The organism is Mongoliitalea daihaiensis (genome assembly GCF_021596945.1).
In the GTDB taxonomy this organism is placed as follows: domain Bacteria; phylum Bacteroidota; class Bacteroidia; order Cytophagales; family Cyclobacteriaceae; genus Mongoliitalea; species Mongoliitalea daihaiensis.
Window position 1 is genome coordinate 3,773,916 of record NZ_CP063779.1, and the last position, 20,065, is coordinate 3,793,980.

Annotated in this window: 15 protein-coding genes; 2 read left to right on the plus strand and 13 right to left on the minus strand. The window is 38.6% G+C overall.

The genetic code is table 11. The annotated features are described in order from the left end of the window. Window positions 1-21: 21 nt before the first annotated feature. The 3 genes from IPZ59_RS16145 to IPZ59_RS16155 all read right to left on the minus strand — a co-directional run bounded on the left by IPZ59_RS16145 (window position 22) and on the right by IPZ59_RS16155 (window position 4,279). The gene (locus tag IPZ59_RS16145) at window positions 22-1,137 is read right to left on the minus strand and encodes a glycerate kinase family protein (protein WP_236137081.1); all 1,116 of its coding nucleotides are present in this window, start codon (window positions 1,135-1,137) and stop codon (window positions 22-24) included. 14 nt (window positions 1,138-1,151) lie between these two features. Further along, complete coding sequence (locus tag IPZ59_RS16150; RefSeq protein WP_236137082.1) at window positions 1,152-2,495, minus strand: alanine/glycine:cation symporter family protein; 1,344 nt, start codon at window positions 2,493-2,495, stop codon at window positions 1,152-1,154. Window positions 2,496-2,683: 188 nt separating this feature from the next. After that, window positions 2,684-4,279, minus strand: a complete 1,596-nt coding sequence (locus IPZ59_RS16155) for a beta-N-acetylhexosaminidase (protein WP_236137083.1) — start codon at window positions 4,277-4,279, stop codon at window positions 2,684-2,686. Between the two features lie 205 nt (window positions 4,280-4,484). Here IPZ59_RS16155 and IPZ59_RS16160 point away from each other — a divergent pair, with 205 nt between their 5' ends. Then, on the plus strand, window positions 4,485-5,942 hold the full coding sequence (locus tag IPZ59_RS16160) for a Gfo/Idh/MocA family protein (protein ID WP_236137084.1): 1,458 nt from the start codon (window positions 4,485-4,487) through the stop codon (window positions 5,940-5,942). Window positions 5,943-6,290: 348 nt separating this feature from the next. Then, entirely contained in the window at window positions 6,291-7,409 is a 1,119-nt protein-coding gene (locus IPZ59_RS16165; protein ID WP_236137085.1) for a fatty acid desaturase family protein, read from the plus strand. Between the two features lie 179 nt (window positions 7,410-7,588). Here IPZ59_RS16165 and IPZ59_RS16170 read toward each other — a convergent pair whose 3' ends face one another. The 10 genes from IPZ59_RS16170 to IPZ59_RS16215 form a co-directional block, all read right to left on the minus strand. Next, on the minus strand, window positions 7,589-8,731 hold the full coding sequence (locus IPZ59_RS16170; protein WP_236137086.1) for a hypothetical protein: 1,143 nt from the start codon (window positions 8,729-8,731) through the stop codon (window positions 7,589-7,591). A gap of 10 nt (window positions 8,732-8,741) precedes the next feature. Next, window positions 8,742-9,767, minus strand: coding sequence for a S41 family peptidase (locus tag IPZ59_RS16175; RefSeq protein ID WP_236137087.1), 1,026 nt, complete (start codon window positions 9,765-9,767; stop codon window positions 8,742-8,744). Continuing rightward, entirely contained in the window at window positions 9,764-10,531 is a 768-nt protein-coding gene (locus IPZ59_RS16180) for a hypothetical protein (protein WP_236137088.1), read from the minus strand. Before IPZ59_RS16180 ends, IPZ59_RS16175 begins: the two co-directional genes overlap by 4 nt. Window positions 10,532-10,844: 313 nt before the next feature. Continuing rightward, entirely contained in the window at window positions 10,845-11,420 is a 576-nt protein-coding gene (locus tag IPZ59_RS16185; RefSeq protein ID WP_236137089.1) for an HD domain-containing protein, read from the minus strand. Window positions 11,421-11,432: 12 nt separating this feature from the next. Beyond that, window positions 11,433-12,299, minus strand: a complete 867-nt coding sequence (locus IPZ59_RS16190) for a YitT family protein (RefSeq protein WP_236137090.1) — start codon at window positions 12,297-12,299, stop codon at window positions 11,433-11,435. Window positions 12,300-12,360: 61 nt separating this feature from the next. Further along, complete coding sequence (locus tag IPZ59_RS16195) at window positions 12,361-13,401, minus strand: response regulator (protein ID WP_236137091.1); 1,041 nt, start codon at window positions 13,399-13,401, stop codon at window positions 12,361-12,363. An 11-nt stretch (window positions 13,402-13,412) separates the two neighbouring features. Further along, window positions 13,413-17,147: a sensor histidine kinase gene (locus tag IPZ59_RS16200; RefSeq protein ID WP_236137092.1), complete on the minus strand. Its 3,735-nt coding sequence runs from the start codon at window positions 17,145-17,147 to the stop codon at window positions 13,413-13,415. Window positions 17,148-17,151: 4 nt separating this feature from the next. Then, complete coding sequence (locus tag IPZ59_RS16205) at window positions 17,152-17,586, minus strand: hypothetical protein (RefSeq protein ID WP_236137093.1); 435 nt, start codon at window positions 17,584-17,586, stop codon at window positions 17,152-17,154. A 318-nt stretch (window positions 17,587-17,904) separates the two neighbouring features. Continuing rightward, window positions 17,905-18,798 carry an NAD-dependent epimerase/dehydratase family protein gene (locus IPZ59_RS16210; protein ID WP_236137094.1) on the minus strand — a complete coding sequence of 298 codons (894 nt, stop codon included), beginning with the start codon at window positions 18,796-18,798 and terminating at the stop codon, window positions 17,905-17,907. Between the two features lie 288 nt (window positions 18,799-19,086). Then, window positions 19,087-19,989, minus strand: a complete 903-nt coding sequence (locus tag IPZ59_RS16215; RefSeq protein WP_236137095.1) for an OmpA/MotB family protein — start codon at window positions 19,987-19,989, stop codon at window positions 19,087-19,089. Window positions 19,990-20,065 lie beyond the last annotated feature (76 nt).

Here is a 20,065-nt window from a genome sequence, read left to right on the forward strand (position 1 = left end):
CAAATAAAAGCTCAAATTATGTTAATCAAATGAATTATGTCGGACTGCTTGAAAAAGATTTTTTTTGGCCTGATTTTGAAAATCCGATACAGAAAAATCCAATGCTGGGAGCCTTAAAATTTCAGAAAAACCTTCCCCTTTTCCATTATTTCCAGAAGTAATCAGCATACAGGTTTTTTTATGTTTTTTGGCTATTTGGAGAAGTTCAAAACTTCCTTTTCCAGCTACTGATTGCTTGTCATACCTACCCTCACCAGTAATAATGATGTCAGAATTTTTTATTTTTTCCTCCAAACCAGTCAACTGAAAAAAATACTTTGCTCCTTTGTGTATCCTCACGTTGAAAAAATGACTAAGCCCATATGCAACTCCTCCAGCAGCTCCAAAGCTTGCTTGGTCTGCTATACTAGTCTTCGACTTGTGTTCAAGTAGGCTAATAGCATTCTTAATCTTCTTTTCGTAAAGCTCAAAATCAGTCTTTGATAGCCCTTTTTGGAGGCCGAAAACAGGGATAGCTCCATTTGGTCCAAAAAAAGTATTATCTACATCACAAAGTAGTTCAAATCGAATGGTTGGTTTGGGAATGGGTGCTTGGATAAAGGCAATTTTCTGCATAAAACTATCTGTGAAAAAGGTCAATACCCTACCCTTTTCATCTAAAAATTGAAAGCCTAGCCCTCCTAATATTCCCAATCCAAGATCTACACTTGCACTTCCTCCCAATCCTAGAAAAATAGTTACTGCTCCCCTCTTGATCGCATGTTGAATTAATTCCCCTGTACCAAAAGTGCTGGCAACCCATGGATTTAAATGCTCGGATGCAAGGTACTTAATCCCGGAAACGGTGGACACATCCAAGTACGCTGCATGATTTTCTTCATCCCAGAAATAAAATCCATGAATTGCCCTGCCAATAGCATCTACAGTCCAATGATGAACCTGTTTTAATTGCAATGCTTTCCCTAATAACCAACAGGTTCCATCACCCCCATCGGCAATGGGTAAAAGCATTAACTCGTCTTTTGGAAATTTTTCCTTCCATGCCTGAGCAATAATGGCAGCAGCAACATCTGCTTCTATAGTTCCCTTGAATGCATTGGGAGCTATCAAAATCTTCCGTTGCTTATTTGCCTCCATTAATCTATTTCATTTTATTGAAAACGTTGAAAATAATCCTTGGTAGCTGCCTTTACTTTAGGTGCCAAATAAATGGTAGAAATCATGGTTGGGATAGCCATAATCGCATACATCCCATCTATGAAACTTACCACTACTTCCAACGATACAACTGCACCAGCTACGATAGTTACCAAGTAGAAGTAATTATAGAGGTTTGCCTTCTCAGCTCCAAAAAGGTAATTCATACATTTATGGCCATAGTAAGAATAGGTAAACATGGTGGATAAGGCAAAAACTAATACTGCAAGCATCAACAAATATTTCCCATACACAGGAATTCCCATTTCAAATGCTGCCAAGGTCAAGCGGACCCCATCATTTTCGGTACTTTCCCAAACCCCCGTCAAAAGAATAACTAATGCGGTCAGCGTGCAGACCACTACCGTATCAATAAAAGGACCTAACATGGCTATCAATCCTTCGCGTACAGGTTCATTATTTTTGGAAGCTCCATGCACCATGGGTGCTGTACCAATACCTGCTTCATTCGAAAATGCTGCTCTTCGGGCACCCACCACCATTACTGCCCCTACAGCACCACCCATCACCGCTTGACCTGTAAATGCATCTTCCAAAATCAACCAAAACATGGAAGGAACCAGATCAATATATTTGAACACGATAATCAATACAGTCAAAAAATACAGAACGACCATAAAGGGAACGAGTTTAGATGCAACAGCTGCGATTCGTTTAATCCCTCCCAAAATTACAATAGCAACAATGATCATCATGGAAATTCCTATGATCCACTTGGTGGTCTCTCCTTGATCCAATCCATTTGGTTGCAACATCACAGATCTAAATACAGCTGTCAATTGATTGGCTTGAAAAATGGCCAATAATCCCAAAGCACCTGCAACAGAAAACAATATTGCCAGTGGTTTCCATTTTTTCCCCATACCTTCTTCAATAACATACATGGGTCCACCTTGAATCTGTCCTGAAGTATCCGTTCCTCTATACATAATGGCTAAGGAACAGGTAAAATATTTGGTAGCCATACCTACAAATGCAGAAATCCACATCCAAAAGATAGCTCCAGGCCCACCCATATTGATCGCAATTGCCACACCAGAGATATTTCCAAGCCCAACGGTAGCAGCAATTGCTGCAGACAATGCTTGACGGGAAGAAATCTGACCTGGTGCATTTTTATCATCATATTTACCACTTACTACCTTCAGCGCATGGCCAAAATACCGAAAAGGTAAGAAGCCAGAATACAAAAATAAAATCAAGCCGCCACCCATGAGTAAAATCAACATAGGGGTGTCCCAAATCCAATTACTAAAGTCAATGATCAATTGTCCCATAAATCCATTTTGAAATGAAACAGCATATTAAGGGCAATTTTTCAAAATGCAAAAAGTATAGAGGTAAAACTAGATTAGTTAATAGTGATTAGTTGATTGATTTTAGTAGGAATAAGATGAAAGGGTCCACAGTTAACGGTCCAATATCAACAGTTTCACTATACTTTGGTACTTTGTACCTGGAAGATTTACTCCCATAGTACCTGAGGGGATCGATAGTAGTTTATTCCTTTTTCCTCCCAGACTTGACCATGTTTTGAAATTCGTCGTTGAAAATCCTCCCAGCTTCTATTCACTTGAGGAGACCAGGCGATCTCAGCAATAGCAGCCAATCTTGGAAATACCATATATTCTATATCTGCTCTTGATTCGATCGTTTCGGTCCAAAGTGGTGCTTCTACTCCTAAGATATCTTTCAGATGAATACCTTCATCTAAAGTGGTTGGGTCCCATTTGTAAGCGTCATCCAATTCTATATACGCCGCCCATTTTAATCCAATACTCGTCGTACTATCATATTTCATATCCAAATATGTATGGACCGCTGGCGACATCAATACCTTGGCACCCTGTTCTATAGCTAGCACAGCATTTTCAGGCTTTGCCCAAAACTGTACGATCGAACTCGGGAGTAACTTCGCATGGGCTACTTCATCCCATCCCATAGTTATTTTCCCATATTTTGTCACCAATTCCTGTGCTCTTTCTATGAAGTACACATAATCTTCTATGGGTACAATCAGTGTTTCATCCCCTCCAATATGTAAATATGGGCCAGGAGTTATCGCCGCTAATTCTCGAATTACATCTTCCACAAACTGATAGGTCACTTCTGAATGAATATCCAACGTACTAAAGCCCACATCGATTCCAGTATGATAAGGAGTTGCATTAGCATCTTTTTCAAGTCCAAATGCAGTCCAATCAATTGGAACTGCTGTTTCTTTGGGTACTTCTATTCCGGGATTGAGGATTCCATAGCTATTTAGGACCGCATTTGTATGGCCAGGCATATCAATTTCCGGCACGATAGTGATGAAATTCTTCGCTGCATAGGCCACCAACTCTTGGTATTCTTCTTGAGTGTAATATCCACCATCGCCACCACCTACTTCATTTGATCCACCAATCGTTGTCAATAGTGGCCAGGATTTAATTTCTATTCTCCATCCTTGATCATCGGATAAATGCAAATGCAAATGATTGATTTTATAAATGGCTAATTGATCAATAAGGTGCTTAACATCTGATACCGGAAAAAAATGTCTGGCAACATCCAACATCATCCCTCGATACGCATACGCTGGATAATCTTCAATCAAACCGCCTTGAAGTAAAATCTGCTTACCTTTCACCCCATTCAGTAATTGCTGAAATGTCTGAATAGAATAAAATAAACCAGCTTGATCTGAACCTATCAATCGAATTTTTTCTGTCTGAATATCTATTTTGTAGGATTCTTTAACAGGGGTAAAGCTGGAATCAATTTTCAATTCAATAACCTTACTTGCACTCTCAGACTCCATCCCCAATTGCAGACCAGTACTTGATTGAATAGCTGCTTGTAACCGAACTCCAAATACATCTAAATCTACACCTTCTTCTACTTGGATTTTAACCGTTTTATCCAATAAAAAATTTGCACCTGAAGTCATTACCTGTACAGGAATAGGAATAATTGAATGTTTTTCCAAAGATACTTCCACCACCTTTTCTTGACAAGACCAAGCAATCAAGCAAAAAAGCACTAAAGTGACTGCACATTTTTTTATAGCTAGAAACATACTATATCTAATTTGGTTTAGGATCGATTCAAACTTACTTAATTTTTTTTACAAAGATCATATCAATAAGAAAAACTTTATCTGAAGATAATTTATATCCATCCATCCACAAAATATGCCCATTGCTATCAAAAATGACATGATCTAGTTTACAATATCGGATTTTTAGAATAAATTAACTGCGCAATAAACTCCAATCAACGATATGAAAAAAGATAACCAAGAGCATCACATTAATTCCCGACGAAATTTTATAAAAGCTTCGGCAACAGCCTTGGCTGGATTTTATTTTGTACCCCGTCATGTCTTGGGAGGTCCTGGGTTTTTGGCACCTTCAGATCGACTAAGGGTTGCTGGTATTGGTGTAGGAGGTATGGGAGGAAATGATGTAAGAGGGGTATTTAACTCCGGTAAAGCTGATTTTATAGCCCTTTGCGATGTCCATGACAGCAGAGCTAAAGGCAGTGTCGATGCTCACCCAAAAGCAAAATACTACAGAGATTATCGCGAAATGCTAGACAAGGAGCACAAAAACATCGATGCTGTAACTATATCCACACCAGATCATATGCACGCCGTGCAAACGATGGCTGCCATGCAGTTGGGTAAACATGTTTACGTACAAAAACCTCTCACACATGATATTTATGAAGCCCGCATGCTGACGCAAGCAGCTGAAAAATATAAAGTTGTCACTCAAATGGGTAATCAGGGTTCCTCTGGTGATGGTGTCCGACAAATGATCGAATGGTATAATGCAGGCCTGATTGGAGAAGCTACCAAGGTATACTGCTGGACGGATAGACCTGTTTGGCCTCAGGGCATTCCGTGGCCATCAGCCCCAGCAACTCCTCCCGCTGATTTGGATTGGGATTTATGGTTAGGAACAGCTCCTTACAGAGACTACATCACTAACTTAGTACCATTTAATTGGAGAGGTTGGTGGGATTATGGCACTGGGGCATTGGGAGATATGGCCTGTCATATTATGGAACCTCCCTTCCGTGTTTTAGGTCTTGGATACCCCAAGTCGGCCGAAGCGAGCGTAGGATCTGTCTATGTAGGTGAATTCCAGCGTGGGTATTTCCCTGAAAGCTGTCCTCCTTCTTCTCATATTACCCTAAGATTTGACAGACCCGGTAAAGAGGATTTGGAATTCCATTGGATGGATGGGGGAATTCAACCAACCAGACCAACTGAACTCGGACCAAATGAAATTATGGGAGATGGTGGTAATGGAGTAATTATCGAAGGAACCAAAGGCAAAATGATGTGTGGTACGTATGGTATGAATCCTCAATTGCTCCCTACTACCAAAACTATGGAAGCCAATGTAGCCCAAAGTATACAAAGAATTGAGGGAGGTGACCGAGGACACTATAATAATTGGGTGAATGCGTGTATTGCAGGGTATGGATCCAATGAGTTTGAAATTTTGAGTTCTCCTTTTTCCATTGCTGGACCACTGACAGAATCCGTATTGATGGGAAATCTTGCGATTAGAAGCTACGACTACCGTGAACCTAGAGAAACAGGGAATGGCTTTAACTATCCTGGGAGAGGGATCAAGTTGGTATGGGATGGCCCAGATATGAGGGTAACTAACTTCGAACCTGCCAATCAATTCGTAAAAAGAACCTACAGGGAAGGTTGGACTCTATAAATTAATGAACACTCATTAAAAACTATTACTACACCTCTGAAAAATGTCAAATAATTTGAGCTAAAATTCAGAGGTGTTATTTTCTAAAATCATTAGCCATACTATTAGTTATCCTATCCTTTGCTTAGTCTACTGGTGTTATGACTAACTTCCTTGCCCCTTTACTATTGCACTATTTATATGGAGATCACAATTTGTTTAAAATATAAATGCATTAATCTACTTGGAAATTGAATGGTATTTTTACATCTTTAAAATCAATCAACGCTTTTTAAACAACATCTTAGATGTTTGTAGAAAGTTTCGAATGTTTTATTCAAATTATCATTTCATTACCAAGTACCTATTATGATTTCATCCCTCAAGTTTAATGATCAAGGGAACTCTCAATTTTTCGCCACCGTCAAACAACGTGTCGATGAGTATTTCAAAATCAATAACATTTCCAAAAAAGCCAACAAGGCAATGGTTGTCAAAACCACGATTTATCTCAGTTCATTTGTCGGTCTTTATTTTCTGATACTATTGGGAGGACTTCCCTTGTCAGTCACATTGGGTCTAGCCATTCTTCTAGGTATGAATATGGCCTTTATCGGCTTTAATATCTGTCACGATGCCCTGCATGGCTCTTATTCCAAACATCCTTGGGTCAACAAAAGCCTTGGTTTTATTTTCAATATCATTGGCGCCAATGTTTATGTTTGGAATATTACGCATAACCAAATCCATCATACCTATACCAATATCGTAGGCCATGATGGGGATTTGGAACTAGCTCCAGGAATCGTGCGAATTTCAGAAAATGATCCATGGAAACCCTGGCATCGTTTCCAACATATTTACGCCTTCTTTTTGTATGGTTTAGCTTCTCTTTCTTGGTTTTTCAGAAAAGACTATGTGAAGTTTTTCCAGAAAAAAATCGGCTCCCACGTCAATAAGCATCCCAAAATCGAATATTTCAACCTCTTCTTTTACAAGTTAGTGTACTATGGACTTTTTATCATCATTCCTTTATTGGTGATGGAAATTACTTGGCAACAATTTTTGATTGGTTTCTTACTGATGAATTTTGCTGAAGGGCTCGTGTTAGGTCTAGTATTCCAATTGGCGCATTTGGTAGAAGATACGCATCAGGTAGTACCAAAAGAAGGTGAAAGCATAGAAGAATCTTGGGCTGCTCATCAGTTGCGTACCACTGCAAACTTTTCAAGAAAAAGCGGTATTGCTACTTTCTTATGCGGAGGCTTGAATTTCCAGGTGGAACATCATTTGTTTCCAAAAATCTGCCATATCCATTATCCGGAAATTTCAGAAATCGTCAAAAGTACGGCACATGAGTTTGATCTACCTTACCATGAAAATGAAAGTTTTGCAAGTGCATTAAAATCGCATTATAATTTCCTCAAAGAAGCAGGCTCCCCTGTTATCGCAAAAAAAGAAGTGCGGGAGCATTCTTATTCGCATTGATCGCCCAATTAAAATAAAATGCTTTATAAGGGGTTTTATCAATAGATAAAACCCTAATTTTTTATGTTCAAAAGAGCACATAAAACCTGCTCTAGGCTACTATTTCAGATTATTTTCCATATCAAAACTCTGCCTCAAATCTGTCAAATCCTATTTATCTGCAGGAGAAATTCGTGGAATTATTTATCTAAATTCAATTGATAAAAGGTGAGATAATCCTCCTCAACACTAAAATATTCCTGATTTTTTTGGGCAATGATTGCTCCATTTCTGTGAACTACTGAAGAGAGCCAAATTCCTTTTGGAACGAGTATATCCTTTTGAATCAACTCATGATTGGAGTCGAAGATAGCCGCATACCTCTGTATACCATCAAGAAATGCTGACCATTCTTCCCAATCATCACGACTATATTGGCTAGCAATATCTTCACTCACCCCCTTGGTGTAAATGACCACTACGTCAGACTCCCTTCTATAAATCTGTTCAATCCTTCCAAACATTACATTCCCATGTTCTTCATACCAGTCTTGGTATCTAGGCATAGGAATTCCAGGCATTGGTAAAGCACCGTTTAAGTTGAGGTCCACCACTTTAGAAAACACTATTTCCCCTTCTTGTTCTTTATAGACAAAATACTTTTGCTCTGCTAACATCCACAATATCCATTCGTCCTCGTATTTGTAAAGACCCGGGAAAGTCCAATTATAAAAATTCCCAGAACTGTACACTGTATTTGGGGGGAAAGGCATACTCGTCCGAATCCTTCCTGTGCTGGCGTTATAAATTTCTAAAATATCTGCTGAATAAACATTTTTATACATGGCACTAAAATCTTCCAAACTTGCCCCTCTTTCTGGGCGAAAATACAAGAACTCATCACCTGATCGATGAGCTCCAAAAGGCAAGCCATTGATATGAAAGTAATCTTCCACTATAGGAAGTTTACTACTAATAGTACCATCCAATTCAAAGAAAAAAATACCTTGAGTCTGATCCATCACACAGATTTTTCCATCTAATAAATTTACTCCTGTGGCCCAACCTATTTTATTGGGACCATCTTCCGTTAACTTAAAGGTATGCTTGATTATTCCGGATTTATCAAAAACCACGTATTCCTCTTGCGCATTCCACCTTCCCAAATACCATTCTTGAAGAGGATCGTAGTCCATTAAAAACAATTCCCCCATAAAATCTACCTGAATGGAGTCTTGAAAAACCCATTGGTATGTGTCCGTCAACTGTTCATTAACATTATTTTTTGAACATGCTGCTAACAAAAACACGAGAGATAACGCTTTAAAAATTTCCTTTTTCATCCAGTATTCATTATTCCGATTGTTCTTTCAGCCAAGATACGGCTGTGTCTATAAAATGATCTCTCCCAATTCTCACCAGTAAAAAAGAAGTTAAATCCTCATCTACTTGCACACCAAACTCTAAATGATTCCCTTCCAAGTCGATACTTTGGGATCCGGAAAAGCGGTAAGTCCAACCATTAGGCAATTCTGCAAAAACAGGAATCCCTCCTCCTCCGCCAGTCTGATCACCAAATAGACGAACTTGCGGTAAAGACCTACCCATCTGTGCAAAAAAAGTGGTTGTACTAAATGAGCGGCGATTGGTTAGGATGGCAACATTTCCAAGATACTTGGAACCCGAACTTGGGATAATCCGCAAAGGAGCCCATGGGGTAAAATCATTCCTTCCCGGCCCTGACTTGAAGCGTTGCTGTCCATAAATCACCTCCTCATCCGTAAATCTTGCCATGATGTTCAGCGCATTTTGCAAATTCCCTCCACCATTACTCCGCACATCTATGATCAACCCCTTATGCGTTCGCATCAAAAACATAATTTGGTCCATGTGCTGCTCTGTAAGCGCTCGCTCAAATGAACGATAATTAACATACAGCACATCATCATCCAACGTTTGTGCCTGTAAAGGACCAATAATCCAAAAATTAGTTCGTAGGTATACTTGCTCAATCAATTGTTGATTGTAAAACAAGGGGAAATTCTCATACCAAAGCCAATTTCGTGACCTGTCAAAAGTGCTTAATAAATTGACATGGCCATCTTCCAACTCCCCAAGCATATCACCCAAGACATCAAAAAGCTCATGTTCTGTCATCGTGGCAAATAATTTTGGACTGTATTTTTCTCTGACTGCATTCCAGTCCACCTGTTTTTCTTCAAAAAAGCTATAGCGGTTATTGATATCATTCCATAAATGATCAAATACCACTTGAGGACTTGACGCTGGTCTTGGAGGCGTAAGCATTTCTTCACATGCCCCAAGAATAAATATGATTGCAATAAAAAACCAATTATGGATTGAAAAACGCTTGTTCATAACTGAAAATTAAACTGTAAGAAATAGTGTCCCGCAGCACGCTGGGAACGTTGCTCATTGACCAGATTACTGAAATTGAAGCGATAGCCTAACCCAAATTCATTCCCATTGGTGAGTTTATAAAAAACTTGATTAATCATGCCTAAGTCTTGCTGCTGAAATGGTTGAAAGAACCGGATGGATTGTAAAAAGGCATTGAATGTAGGTTGTTCGTGCAAAAATGCATCAGGAGGGCTTGTGACATAGGATGCTGAAAACAAAAAACCTATCACTTGCCAGTGCCCTTGAAAGCTGTACCTCCATTGTTCTTTTTTGCCAAAAATTGATTCATATCGAAGAGATGGACCAAAAGAGGTATGAAAGTCAAAACGTGGATTGAAGTTCTGAGCATCCTGAAAATCACGAAGACTGAGCGCATTGTTATTGGACCAACCAATCATCCATTTTTTAGGCATCCAAGGGGCTTTATAAAAGGTATAGGTCATGATACTGGCTTGGGTACCTATCATAGCAGCCCCAAATTCATTTCCCATTGGGATTCGGGCATAGTGTATATAGACCTCATCTATTTTTTTCTCGGATGCACTGATAAACCCAAAGGAAAAACCCATACTCCCTCCTCGATATATCAGAGGAGAATAGGCAAAATCCCTTTCCCAAGCATTTTGCGGGCCGGCATTCCATAAAAGCGTGCGTTGCTTTTCTTGTCCAAAAACAAGAGTCTGTACTACCAAAAGCAGCACTAACACTATGTACTTTTTCATTCGCTTGAATTATAACGTTAAAGATAGGTTTCTGGGATTAAGAAAAAAATGATTTTATACCACAATCCAAAATTCGGTATGCTCCTGAGCACATACATGAATTACGGTCATTGAATGTTGCCCCTTCTAGAGAGCTAACTATTCAAATCGAACAAGTATTTAAATCCTTGAATACGAATTTCAGGATCAGCACCTGTTATGGGAGGCATTCTTCAAAAAACGAAGAAAATAAAGATCATAGCAACAGAAACAAACTAAGTAGAAATCCCAACTCATTGCGAAAGATCACTCCAAGCTTTTCCAAGTTCAACAATTAGGATCGTAAGATCTTATCAAGGTTCTTTTGTTTGATTGGACTTAGTACGGTTTTCCCATAATCTGTATGATAAACATGTGTTTCTAAAAAATCTACTTGGATTTCTTTCCACTCCTCATCCTTCAATGAGGGGTTAAAATGTATTAATTCATTTTTTAATAACATACTTTGATTAACATATTGATCAGTGCCAAGATAGAATAAATCAGCATCTGCGAGAATTTGTTCTAATTTGTTATGAGGTGATTGAGGTGTTTTAGTGGCCATGATCATACCACAAATTTGCTCAATTTCATGAGAGCTAAAACCATAACTGGGTAAATCAGCTTTTATCAAAAAACAACCCTTCATTTCATGGCTTTCACTACCCAATAAAAACCCTGAATCATGATAAAGTGCTGCAATGGAAAGCACATCCAATTCGTAATCTGTACAGCCTTCCATCTTACCTAAAAAAATGGAATTATCAATCACTTGTTTTGTGTGTTTCAGGTCGTGATAAACCATAAAAGATGGTAAATCATCTTTTAACCGCTTGAACATACGCTCAAAAAGTTGCTGTTTCTTTTCCAAAAATTGTTTCGTTTAGTTTTTTTGAATCAAACCTCCTTTTACCTCCTTTATGCTGTGCACATAAATAAAAGCATTGGGATCAATTTTAATTGCTGCCTCCCGAATTCTATGAATTTCAAGGCGAGTAACTACGGTCATGATGATATCTGCATCAGCTTTAACACTGTAGGATCCAGGTAAATATCCACGCTCACCTTTGTAGACTGTTATTGCCTTATTGAAATCGTTGACGATTGTTTTTTTAATTAATTCTGGTTGCTTAGAGATAATATGCATTGCCGTAAACTCTTCAAAACCATCCACCACATAATTGGTAGTTTTCATGGCAGTATAATACACTAAGATCGAATACATTCCAGTTTCTATGCCAAATTTGTAAGCAGCGCCGATAATTATCAGCGTATTCAAAGAAAGTATAATTTCACCAGCAGTAAAAGAAGATTTCCTTTCGGTGTAGAGTGCTATTACTTCCAAGCCATCAATTACTCCCCCGCCTCTTATAACAAATCCTATCCCAAGACCTATAAAAAAGCCCCCAAATACGGCAATCAGGACTTTATCTGTAGTAAAAACAGGTATTTCGATGAAGTACATACCAGCCGCTAGTAAGAGGACAGCAAAAGTTGCCTGTACACCAAATGTCTTACTAATTTTTTTAAAGCCGATTATCAAAAAAGGAATATTGAAAACTACCAATAAAATACTGATATGGATATTTGAGAAGCTTTTTACAAGAATGGAAATACCCGTAACACCTCCATCCAAAAAGTTATTGGGCACCATGAATCCTTGTAAGCCAATAATTGCCAGCCCAACACCTAGAACTGTAAAAATTATAGCTCTCAAAGAAAAAACGGATTTCCAGCTGATCGGATTCATTGGATTTAAATTTTAGTAGTTTGAATATACTGATTTTTAAGAAAATAAGGTGGTAGATGCGTTATTTATCAACTTTGTACACCACAATTGGCTCTTTTTTATTTTTCACTTGAACTTCGCCGACAATAGAGCATTCAAAGGAATCTTTGATTTTAAGGTAATTTTGCTCTGAAATAAAAATCTCCCCTTTGTCAGCAGCAGCCTGTAATCTTGCTGCTAGGTTTACAGTATCTCCAATTACGGTGTAATCCAATCGTTTCAGTGCAGCTGAACCAATATTTCCCCAAACCATCTCGCCACTATTGATGCCGATCGATACTTGGGGTTTAAATTTCGAAACACCAATGCTTAAATCAGTCATATTAATAACCTCTCTAATTGCTAAACAAGCATCGATTGCTCGGTCAAGATGAAAATCCCCCTTAAAAGTTGCCATCACTGCATCTCCCAAAAATTTATCAACCGTTCCTTCTTCGTTGATAATCTCTTGAACGATGATATCAAAATATGAATTGAGCATGTTGACAACTAAGTCTGGAGACTCTGATTCACTAATTGCCGTAAATCCACAAATATCTATAAAGGCAACCGTTCCCTCTAACGTTTCATTTTCAAAAAGAGAGACTTCCATTTCCTTACTACCCATAAAATTGAGAACGGTTTCGTCCACATACATTCTCAAAATGTTATTTTCTTTGACTGCTTGAAGTGTACGCTTTATGGCTGCAATATGCGCAATTGTTTTATCGATCGTAATCTCTAAATCCTTGAAATCAATGGGCTTGGTTATAAAATCAAAAGCCCCCCTATTCATAGCGACTCTGATATTCTCCATATCTCCATAAGCAGAAATAATGACTGCTTTTACAAGTCCATGCTTTTCATGTAATCTGCTAAGTAAAGTCAATCCATCCATCACTGGCATATTGATATCACTGAGTACCAAGTCTATATCTGGATGTTCTAATAATTGTTCAAGTGCATTTTTCCCATTTTCAGCAAAAACAAAATCGTATTCTCCTTGCCTAATTTTTTGCCTGAAACGCTGCTTGATGAGAATTTTTAAATCTTCTTCGTCATCAACTACCAAAATTTTGGTCATATTCATTCCGTTTAGTGGTTAAGTTCATTAAGGGTTATCGTAAATTTTGATCCTTTACCAAGTATACTTTCTATATGTAAGATTCCGCCATGAGCTATCACTATATCATTACTGATGGAAAGTCCCAATCCAGTACCTTCTGTTCCTTTTTTAGTGGTAAAGAAGGGATGGAGAATTTTTTTTCTAATATCATCTGACATACCGGGACCATTATCCTCAACTTCAATCACCACTTTCCCCTGATCAAATCTACTTCTAACATAAAGAGTAGGCTGAAAATCTTGATCACCTGTAAGGATTTTATGTCGCATGGCATCAAAGGCATTGTTGCATAAGTTGACGATTACCCTACTAAAATCCTCCGCAATTAAACTGACCTCCCCAATAGAATCGTCTAATTCGTACCTGATATCTACATTGATAGGGTTTTTTCCTGCGCGCATCCCATGAAAACTAAGCGTAGTATAATCTTTGATTAATGCATTCAAATTCGTCGGTTCTTTTTGACCTGTGCCTCCTCTAGCATGCTGTAGCATAGAACTGACTATACTATTTGCTCTAGAGCCATGATGATGAACTTTCCCTAAATTAAATTTAATGTCCTCTAAATTTTCTAGGATAATACTTTCATCTTTAGGGTTTACGGAGGGGTTGTTATACTCGGTGAAAATTTCATCAATAAGTTCAATAGAAACTTCTGAAAAGTTTTTAACAAAATTCAACGGGTTTTTTATCTCATGAGCAATTCCTGCTGTGAGTGCTCCTAAAGACGCCATTTTTTCGGCGTGTATTAATTGCGCCTGTGTTGTTTTTAACTCCTTGTATGCTTGTTCGATTTTTTTAGCCTGTTCGAGTTCTCGTTGCTGCGCACGATCTCTTTCCCTACGGATAGTTTTAGCTTTTTGGTACACATGAATTCGCCTCAGAATAAAGATCAACAGTAGCCCATAAATAGAAAAAGCCCACCACGAACGGTGCCATGGAGGACGAACACTGAAAGCATAGGATGATATCTCAGACCAATCATTGAATCCTTGTTCTGAAGGCCCCGTATACCGAGCCTTCACTTTAAATTGATAATTCCCCTCCCTCATATTACCGAAAATTGCACGGTTACTTTTGACAGGAGAAATCCAGTCTTTACTGTATCCCTCCAAAATATAACTGTATTCAATTAGATTGGGACGTGCCAATTCATCTGTTGTAAAGTCAATCGTGATGCTATTGGAAGAATAAGGCAAACTCAGATTTTCAGGAATATTTTCATAAGTACTTACACCTGAAAAAGCAATAGCTTTCAATCTTTTTTGGAGCTTCGCCCTTTCTTCATCGCTTAAGACCTTACCATATGTTTTTAATTCACTACTGCTGTAAACTTTTGATATTTCTGACGCAATTGATGTAGATTCTAAAGGGATCAATGAACTCCAACTGATATTTTCTTCACTTAAACTAATGGACGTGATTTTAACGATAGGCTTAGATTTTTTCTTTTCTAATTGACTGTAGTCAAACCTAACCAAAGCTGTTTTATCACTTCCATTGCCAGCCCATAGAATTCCTTTACTATCCAACAACATGCCTTTATTGACATCTTTTACAGGATAACCATAGGCGGTGCTGTAATATTCCAGTTTTTGTTTTAGTTGATTAAATGGAACTTGTGATGCTTCTGCAGGTATGACCGTTAAACCACGGTTGGTGCCTATAAAAATATTCCCTGCAAGATCTGCCACGAGATCATAGGTTGTATCGTCATTCAAACCTTCTCTAGTACTAAAGGTACTAAAAGCTATTCCGTCAAACCTTGAAACTCCTCCTCCTTGCGTGGCAAACCAAAGCTGACCAAACGAGTCCTCTAAAATACTCCACACAATATCGTTGGCCAATCCTTGATCGGTTGTATAGTTGGTAAATGATTCTCCATCAAACTTACTGATACCTCCCCCAGCGGTACCAATCCATATGGCACCATTCCGATCTTCTAAAAGCCCTAAGACTGTGTTGTGGGGCAACCCTTGAGAGGTGGTGTAGATAGTAAAGGAATCATTGCCTGTAATGGGTATAGACCTATCAAACTTTACTAGACCGCCCCCTCCAGTTCCTACCCAGATGTTTCCACGACTATCTTCTAATAACGAATATATAATATCATTGGGAAGTCCATTTTTTGAATTAATCGTGGTAAAGGACGCTGCTTGATTTTGCATGAAGGCATCTTTATAAACTGAAATACCTCCACCACCCGTACCAAACCACAAATTACCTTTGCTATCTTTTAATGAACTAATCACTAAGGGGTTAGCCAATCCCTGTTCGGTTGAAAAATTAGTAAAGGATTTACCATCAAATTTAGAAATACCGCCTCCATTAGTACCCAACCAATAATTACCTTGATTGTCTTCGATAATGCTGTAGACACCATTTTCTGGAAGCCCTTGATAAACAGTGAAATTTGAAAAAGCAGAACCATAAAAAAGCGCCACTCCACCGCCTCCTGTTCCTATCCATAGATTCCCTGATCTATCTTCTGTAATGCTATATACAAGACTCATGGGTAATCCCTCTGAACTCGTAAAATTAGTGAACGATTTACCGTCAAATTTAGAAATACCCCCGCCTCCTGTTGCAAACCAAATAATTGATTCACGATCCTCAATAATTTGCCAAATTTCATTACTGCCCAAACCATCCGCTTTGGTGTAATTTGTAAAAACCCCTTTTTCGGAATTTCCGTCCTCATGATAAACAGAAACACCTCCACCACGGGTTCCAAACCACAGCTTCCCCGAGGAATCAGCCATGATACAATTGACTTCATTATCAATTAGTCCATCAGCAACTGTAAATTGGGTAAAAGAACTTCCATCAAACCTACTAACCCCAGCATTCCCAGTAGCAAACCAAATATGCCCTTTATCATCTTCTGCAATTTTTATAATTGAATTGCTAGGAAGAGAATCATCAATCGTATAATTCACAAAGGCATTCCCATCGAACTTAGAAGCTCCCCCTTCACCCGTAGCGATCCATATATTGCCTTTACTATCGGGAGTAATTCCGTATACCAAATTGTCAGCCAATCCATCCTTGACACTGTAAGTGGTAAATGTCAGTCCGTCGAATTTAGAAACTCCTCCCCCATCTGTACCTATCCAAATACTACCACTCAAATCTTCGGCAATGCAATGAACCAAATTATTGGCAAGACCATGGTTGGTATTGTAATTAGTAAAAGACATACCATCAAACTTGGAAATTCCTCCACCCCAAGTACCAAACCATAGGTAACCATTGGAATCCAACACGGATGATGTAATATTATCCAGTGCCAAACCATCGTCCGTGGTAAATGTGGTAAAGTGTGAAAGTCCTCCATCCCCCAAAAAATAGGGATTACCATTTTTATCTAGGATTGCATCTCCCTGATCATTTTTCAAGAATGACCTAGAGATTATTTGTGGAGGTTTTAGGCGGACAACCTCGTAACCATCTTCAAAAGTATAACTTTCTTGCTCAGTGCTTGGGATTGCTAAATGTTTGAAAGCAGGCATATCTGCAAGCAAGATTATTTGAGGCTGTAAAGAGTCCTGAAGATCTTTTAAATGAGTAATCGTGGGCGAAAGCATGTGTGTTCTTTCGCCCACGATTAAGGATGTGGAAGCACTTTGCTCAGAGACAGTGAATCTATCACAAGCAAAAAACACCACGCCAATTCCAACCCACTTAAAAATCCTCAAAAACATAGTCTCAATTTCTAATAATTATTCGGGGAGGTGATTGGCCTCTGGCATAGGTCATCCCTTCATGAACAAAAACTGTATAGGCAAATGTACCTCGGGGACTTCTCGCTGAAACTGCTAATGTCAATGGATTTCCATCTTTTACTACCCGGGTTTCATGACCGAAAATATTCTGGTCGGGAAAGGCAAAAGAAGCATCTGAACCTTCTACTACCCAACGAATCCGATCTCCTCTTCTTAGTGTCACATCACTACGGGAATCATCTCCGTCAATCACAACGCGCCATTCATCGTTGATGACTTTTACGACTAATCTGTATTCTTGTCTTCGTTGATCTTGATCAGTGACAGAAAACTCCTCTAAAAGCAAGCCTTGACTCAACATCGAGATGACAAAAAGTCCCATCAAAGAAACCCCCATACGCATGATTTTGTAATACATATCCTATAAATTAAAATGGTTAATGATTGCTAATCGACCAAAAAACTTTAAGTGTCCCGTCCACAAAAAATTATCGGTAGGTTATTTATGCTACAATATAATAATTTAAAGGTAAAGACCTTTGCAATCTCATTTTTTTATGGAAAAAATGATGTGGCTCCTATAAAAAAAACTGTAGATCTTTATTTCACCACAAGCTAGATATACGTAAATGCCTTGGACTCTTCATCCAGCCTGATAATCTCAAGAAAAAATCAAAAATCTCTTGAAAAACCTCAAGAGATTTTGTGATAGTTGGTTTTCATCAAAAAAAGAGCTTCAAAATCCTTTTACATACTTCCTCCAATTGTGCTCCTCTTTAAACCCTAGCACTTCTTTAATTTTTCTATTGGAAAATAATGCCTCATGTTGCTCAAGTTCTCGAGTAAAAGGAACTCCTGGAAAAAAACGTGCTGCTAATTCCTTACTCGGGATGATAGCACCATTGTGATCGTTGCCTGCATTGAAAATCTGGAAGCCCAACCCATCTTTTTTCAAACACAAATCCACAATCTGCCCCAAATCACGTGCATCAATGTAGCAAAAAGCATTTCTTCGACGAACTTCCGGATGTTTAAAGTAATGCGGAAAAAGCTCAGCATACTCATGAGGTTCAATCACGTTACCAATTCTTAGCGCGTAGATGTCAATCCCTGATCTTCGTTGAAAACTACGTGCAGTTTGTTCGTTGACCACTTTAGATAAACCATAAGAATCCATTGGATCTACATCATAACTTTCTTCTAAAGGAAGAGATTTGGGGTTGGTTTGCCCATCTGAAAAACAAATCCCGTAGGTAGTTTCTGAAGATGCAATTATGACTTTTTTGATCCCCAACTTGACCGCTGCCTCGATTACATTGTATGTCCCAACAGTATTGACACGGAAGGTTTCATTGTCCGGGTTAATCAGAATCCTTGGAACTGCCGCAAAATGCACCACCGCATCAAATTTGGGCACACCAGTCCCTGCTTCTAATTCATCAAACCAGGCATAGGATGTCATGGCGTTAAACATCTGTCCAGAATCTGTAATATCAGCAATTAAGGTGTTGACCCCAGTAATATCCAATGGCTTCAAATCTACATTGACGACTTGATGACCTTGGTCCAGAAGGTATTGAACGGCATGTTTTCCCGCTTTTCCAGAGCCTCCCGTAAATAAAATTCTCATTGTTTTATTGAATTTTTTGAACCTAAAATTAAACGAATGCTTTTCTACAAAGTAAAGAATTCTCTGCAAGATATTCTTATCTGCAATTATATCAATATTTCAACTATTCTCATTCGGCTAATCGTCCAAGGTAGACAGTCATCCGGCCAAAATAAACCTCAAATAAGATGGTAAGTGACACTAGTTTAAAAGCGGAAATCGAAAATTACCATCGAGAAAATTGGAGTCTTGGCTCCTTAGTGGCAGATAAAGTATAAACAACCACTAAGGAACCAAATGACTCATACATTAACTTGGATTCAAAATCTTCATCAACTCATCCAATTTAGGGGATAAGATAATTTCTGTTCTTCTATTCAAAGCCCGTCCATCTGCAGTATCATTAGAAGCACGTGGCAAGAATTCGCCTTTACCAGAGGCAGTTACTCTTGTGGATGGTATTTGATGCTGATCTGTTAACAAGCGAACGATGGACGTCGCTCTTACTACGCTCAAATCCCAATTATCTCTGAAGCGAGATGTTCTGATTGGAATATTATCAGTATGCCCTTCCACCAAAACGTCTATCTCTTCATTTTTATTCAAGACATCGGCCAAAACTTTGATTGCTTCCCTTCCTTTTTGTTCTACGTCGGCACTTCCTGAACGAAACAATAGTTTATCCGACATTGATACATACACTTTTCCGTTCCGGACTTCTACTGTCAATTCATCAGAATTAAATCCCAGTAAAGCATTTCGAACGATGTCATTCAAATTTCTGGTAATTGAATCTTGACGGGAGATGATTTGTTGCATTTCACGCAATGCGTTTTCACGTTCTGCAAGTATGCGCTCTTTGTCAGTTAATTCCTGAGATTTTTGCTGCAGTGCAGTGTTAAATTGCTGTGCCTGCGAAACATTTTCATTTCTCAGATCATCATAAAGTCCTCTTAAATCATTGAACTCCTGTAGAAGAGCTTGATTTTGTTGAGTACTTTCATTGAGCATTCCTGTAAGATTTGCGTTTTCAGACTCACTAACGGCAAGATTGGCACATAGTTCATCGCGTTCGATTACAACTGCTTTCAATCGTTTTCCATTCGGTAGTTTATCGGGAATTCTGTCTCCGCATCGATATACAGGAGCACATGAGGAGGCCGCTAACATTAAGAAGCCGCCTATAAAGGCCAAGGCATGTAGTTTGTTCATAATATCTTTTTTTCACAGTGAATTTTTCAAACGTTGTTAACGCAAAATCTTGATTTCAGTTGGCATGATTAAGTGA

Excerpts from the sequence above, each read along its gene's own strand:
- IPZ59_RS16145 (WP_236137081.1), bottom strand. The coding sequence starts at position 1,137 with ATGGAGGCAAATAAGCAACGGAAGATTTTGATAGCTCCCAATGCATTC.
- IPZ59_RS16150 (WP_236137082.1), bottom strand. The coding sequence starts at position 2,495 with ATGGGACAATTGATCATTGACTTTAGTAATTGGATTTGGGACACCCCT.
- IPZ59_RS16155 (WP_236137083.1), bottom strand. The coding sequence starts at position 4,279 with ATGTTTCTAGCTATAAAAAAATGTGCAGTCACTTTAGTGCTTTTTTGC.
- IPZ59_RS16160 (WP_236137084.1), top strand. The coding sequence starts at position 4,485 with ATGAAAAAAGATAACCAAGAGCATCACATTAATTCCCGACGAAATTTT.
- IPZ59_RS16165 (WP_236137085.1), top strand. The coding sequence starts at position 6,291 with ATGATTTCATCCCTCAAGTTTAATGATCAAGGGAACTCTCAATTTTTC.
- IPZ59_RS16170 (WP_236137086.1), bottom strand. The coding sequence starts at position 8,731 with ATGAAAAAGGAAATTTTTAAAGCGTTATCTCTCGTGTTTTTGTTAGCA.
- IPZ59_RS16175 (WP_236137087.1), bottom strand. The coding sequence starts at position 9,767 with ATGAACAAGCGTTTTTCAATCCATAATTGGTTTTTTATTGCAATCATA.
- IPZ59_RS16180 (WP_236137088.1), bottom strand. The coding sequence starts at position 10,531 with ATGAAAAAGTACATAGTGTTAGTGCTGCTTTTGGTAGTACAGACTCTT.
- IPZ59_RS16190 (WP_236137090.1), bottom strand. The coding sequence starts at position 12,299 with ATGAATCCGATCAGCTGGAAATCCGTTTTTTCTTTGAGAGCTATAATT.
- IPZ59_RS16195 (WP_236137091.1), bottom strand. The coding sequence starts at position 13,401 with ATGACCAAAATTTTGGTAGTTGATGACGAAGAAGATTTAAAAATTCTC.
- IPZ59_RS16200 (WP_236137092.1), bottom strand. The coding sequence starts at position 17,147 with ATGTTTTTGAGGATTTTTAAGTGGGTTGGAATTGGCGTGGTGTTTTTT.
- IPZ59_RS16205 (WP_236137093.1), bottom strand. The coding sequence starts at position 17,586 with ATGTATTACAAAATCATGCGTATGGGGGTTTCTTTGATGGGACTTTTT.
- IPZ59_RS16210 (WP_236137094.1), bottom strand. The coding sequence starts at position 18,798 with ATGAGAATTTTATTTACGGGAGGCTCTGGAAAAGCGGGAAAACATGCC.
- IPZ59_RS16215 (WP_236137095.1), bottom strand. The coding sequence starts at position 19,989 with ATGAACAAACTACATGCCTTGGCCTTTATAGGCGGCTTCTTAATGTTA.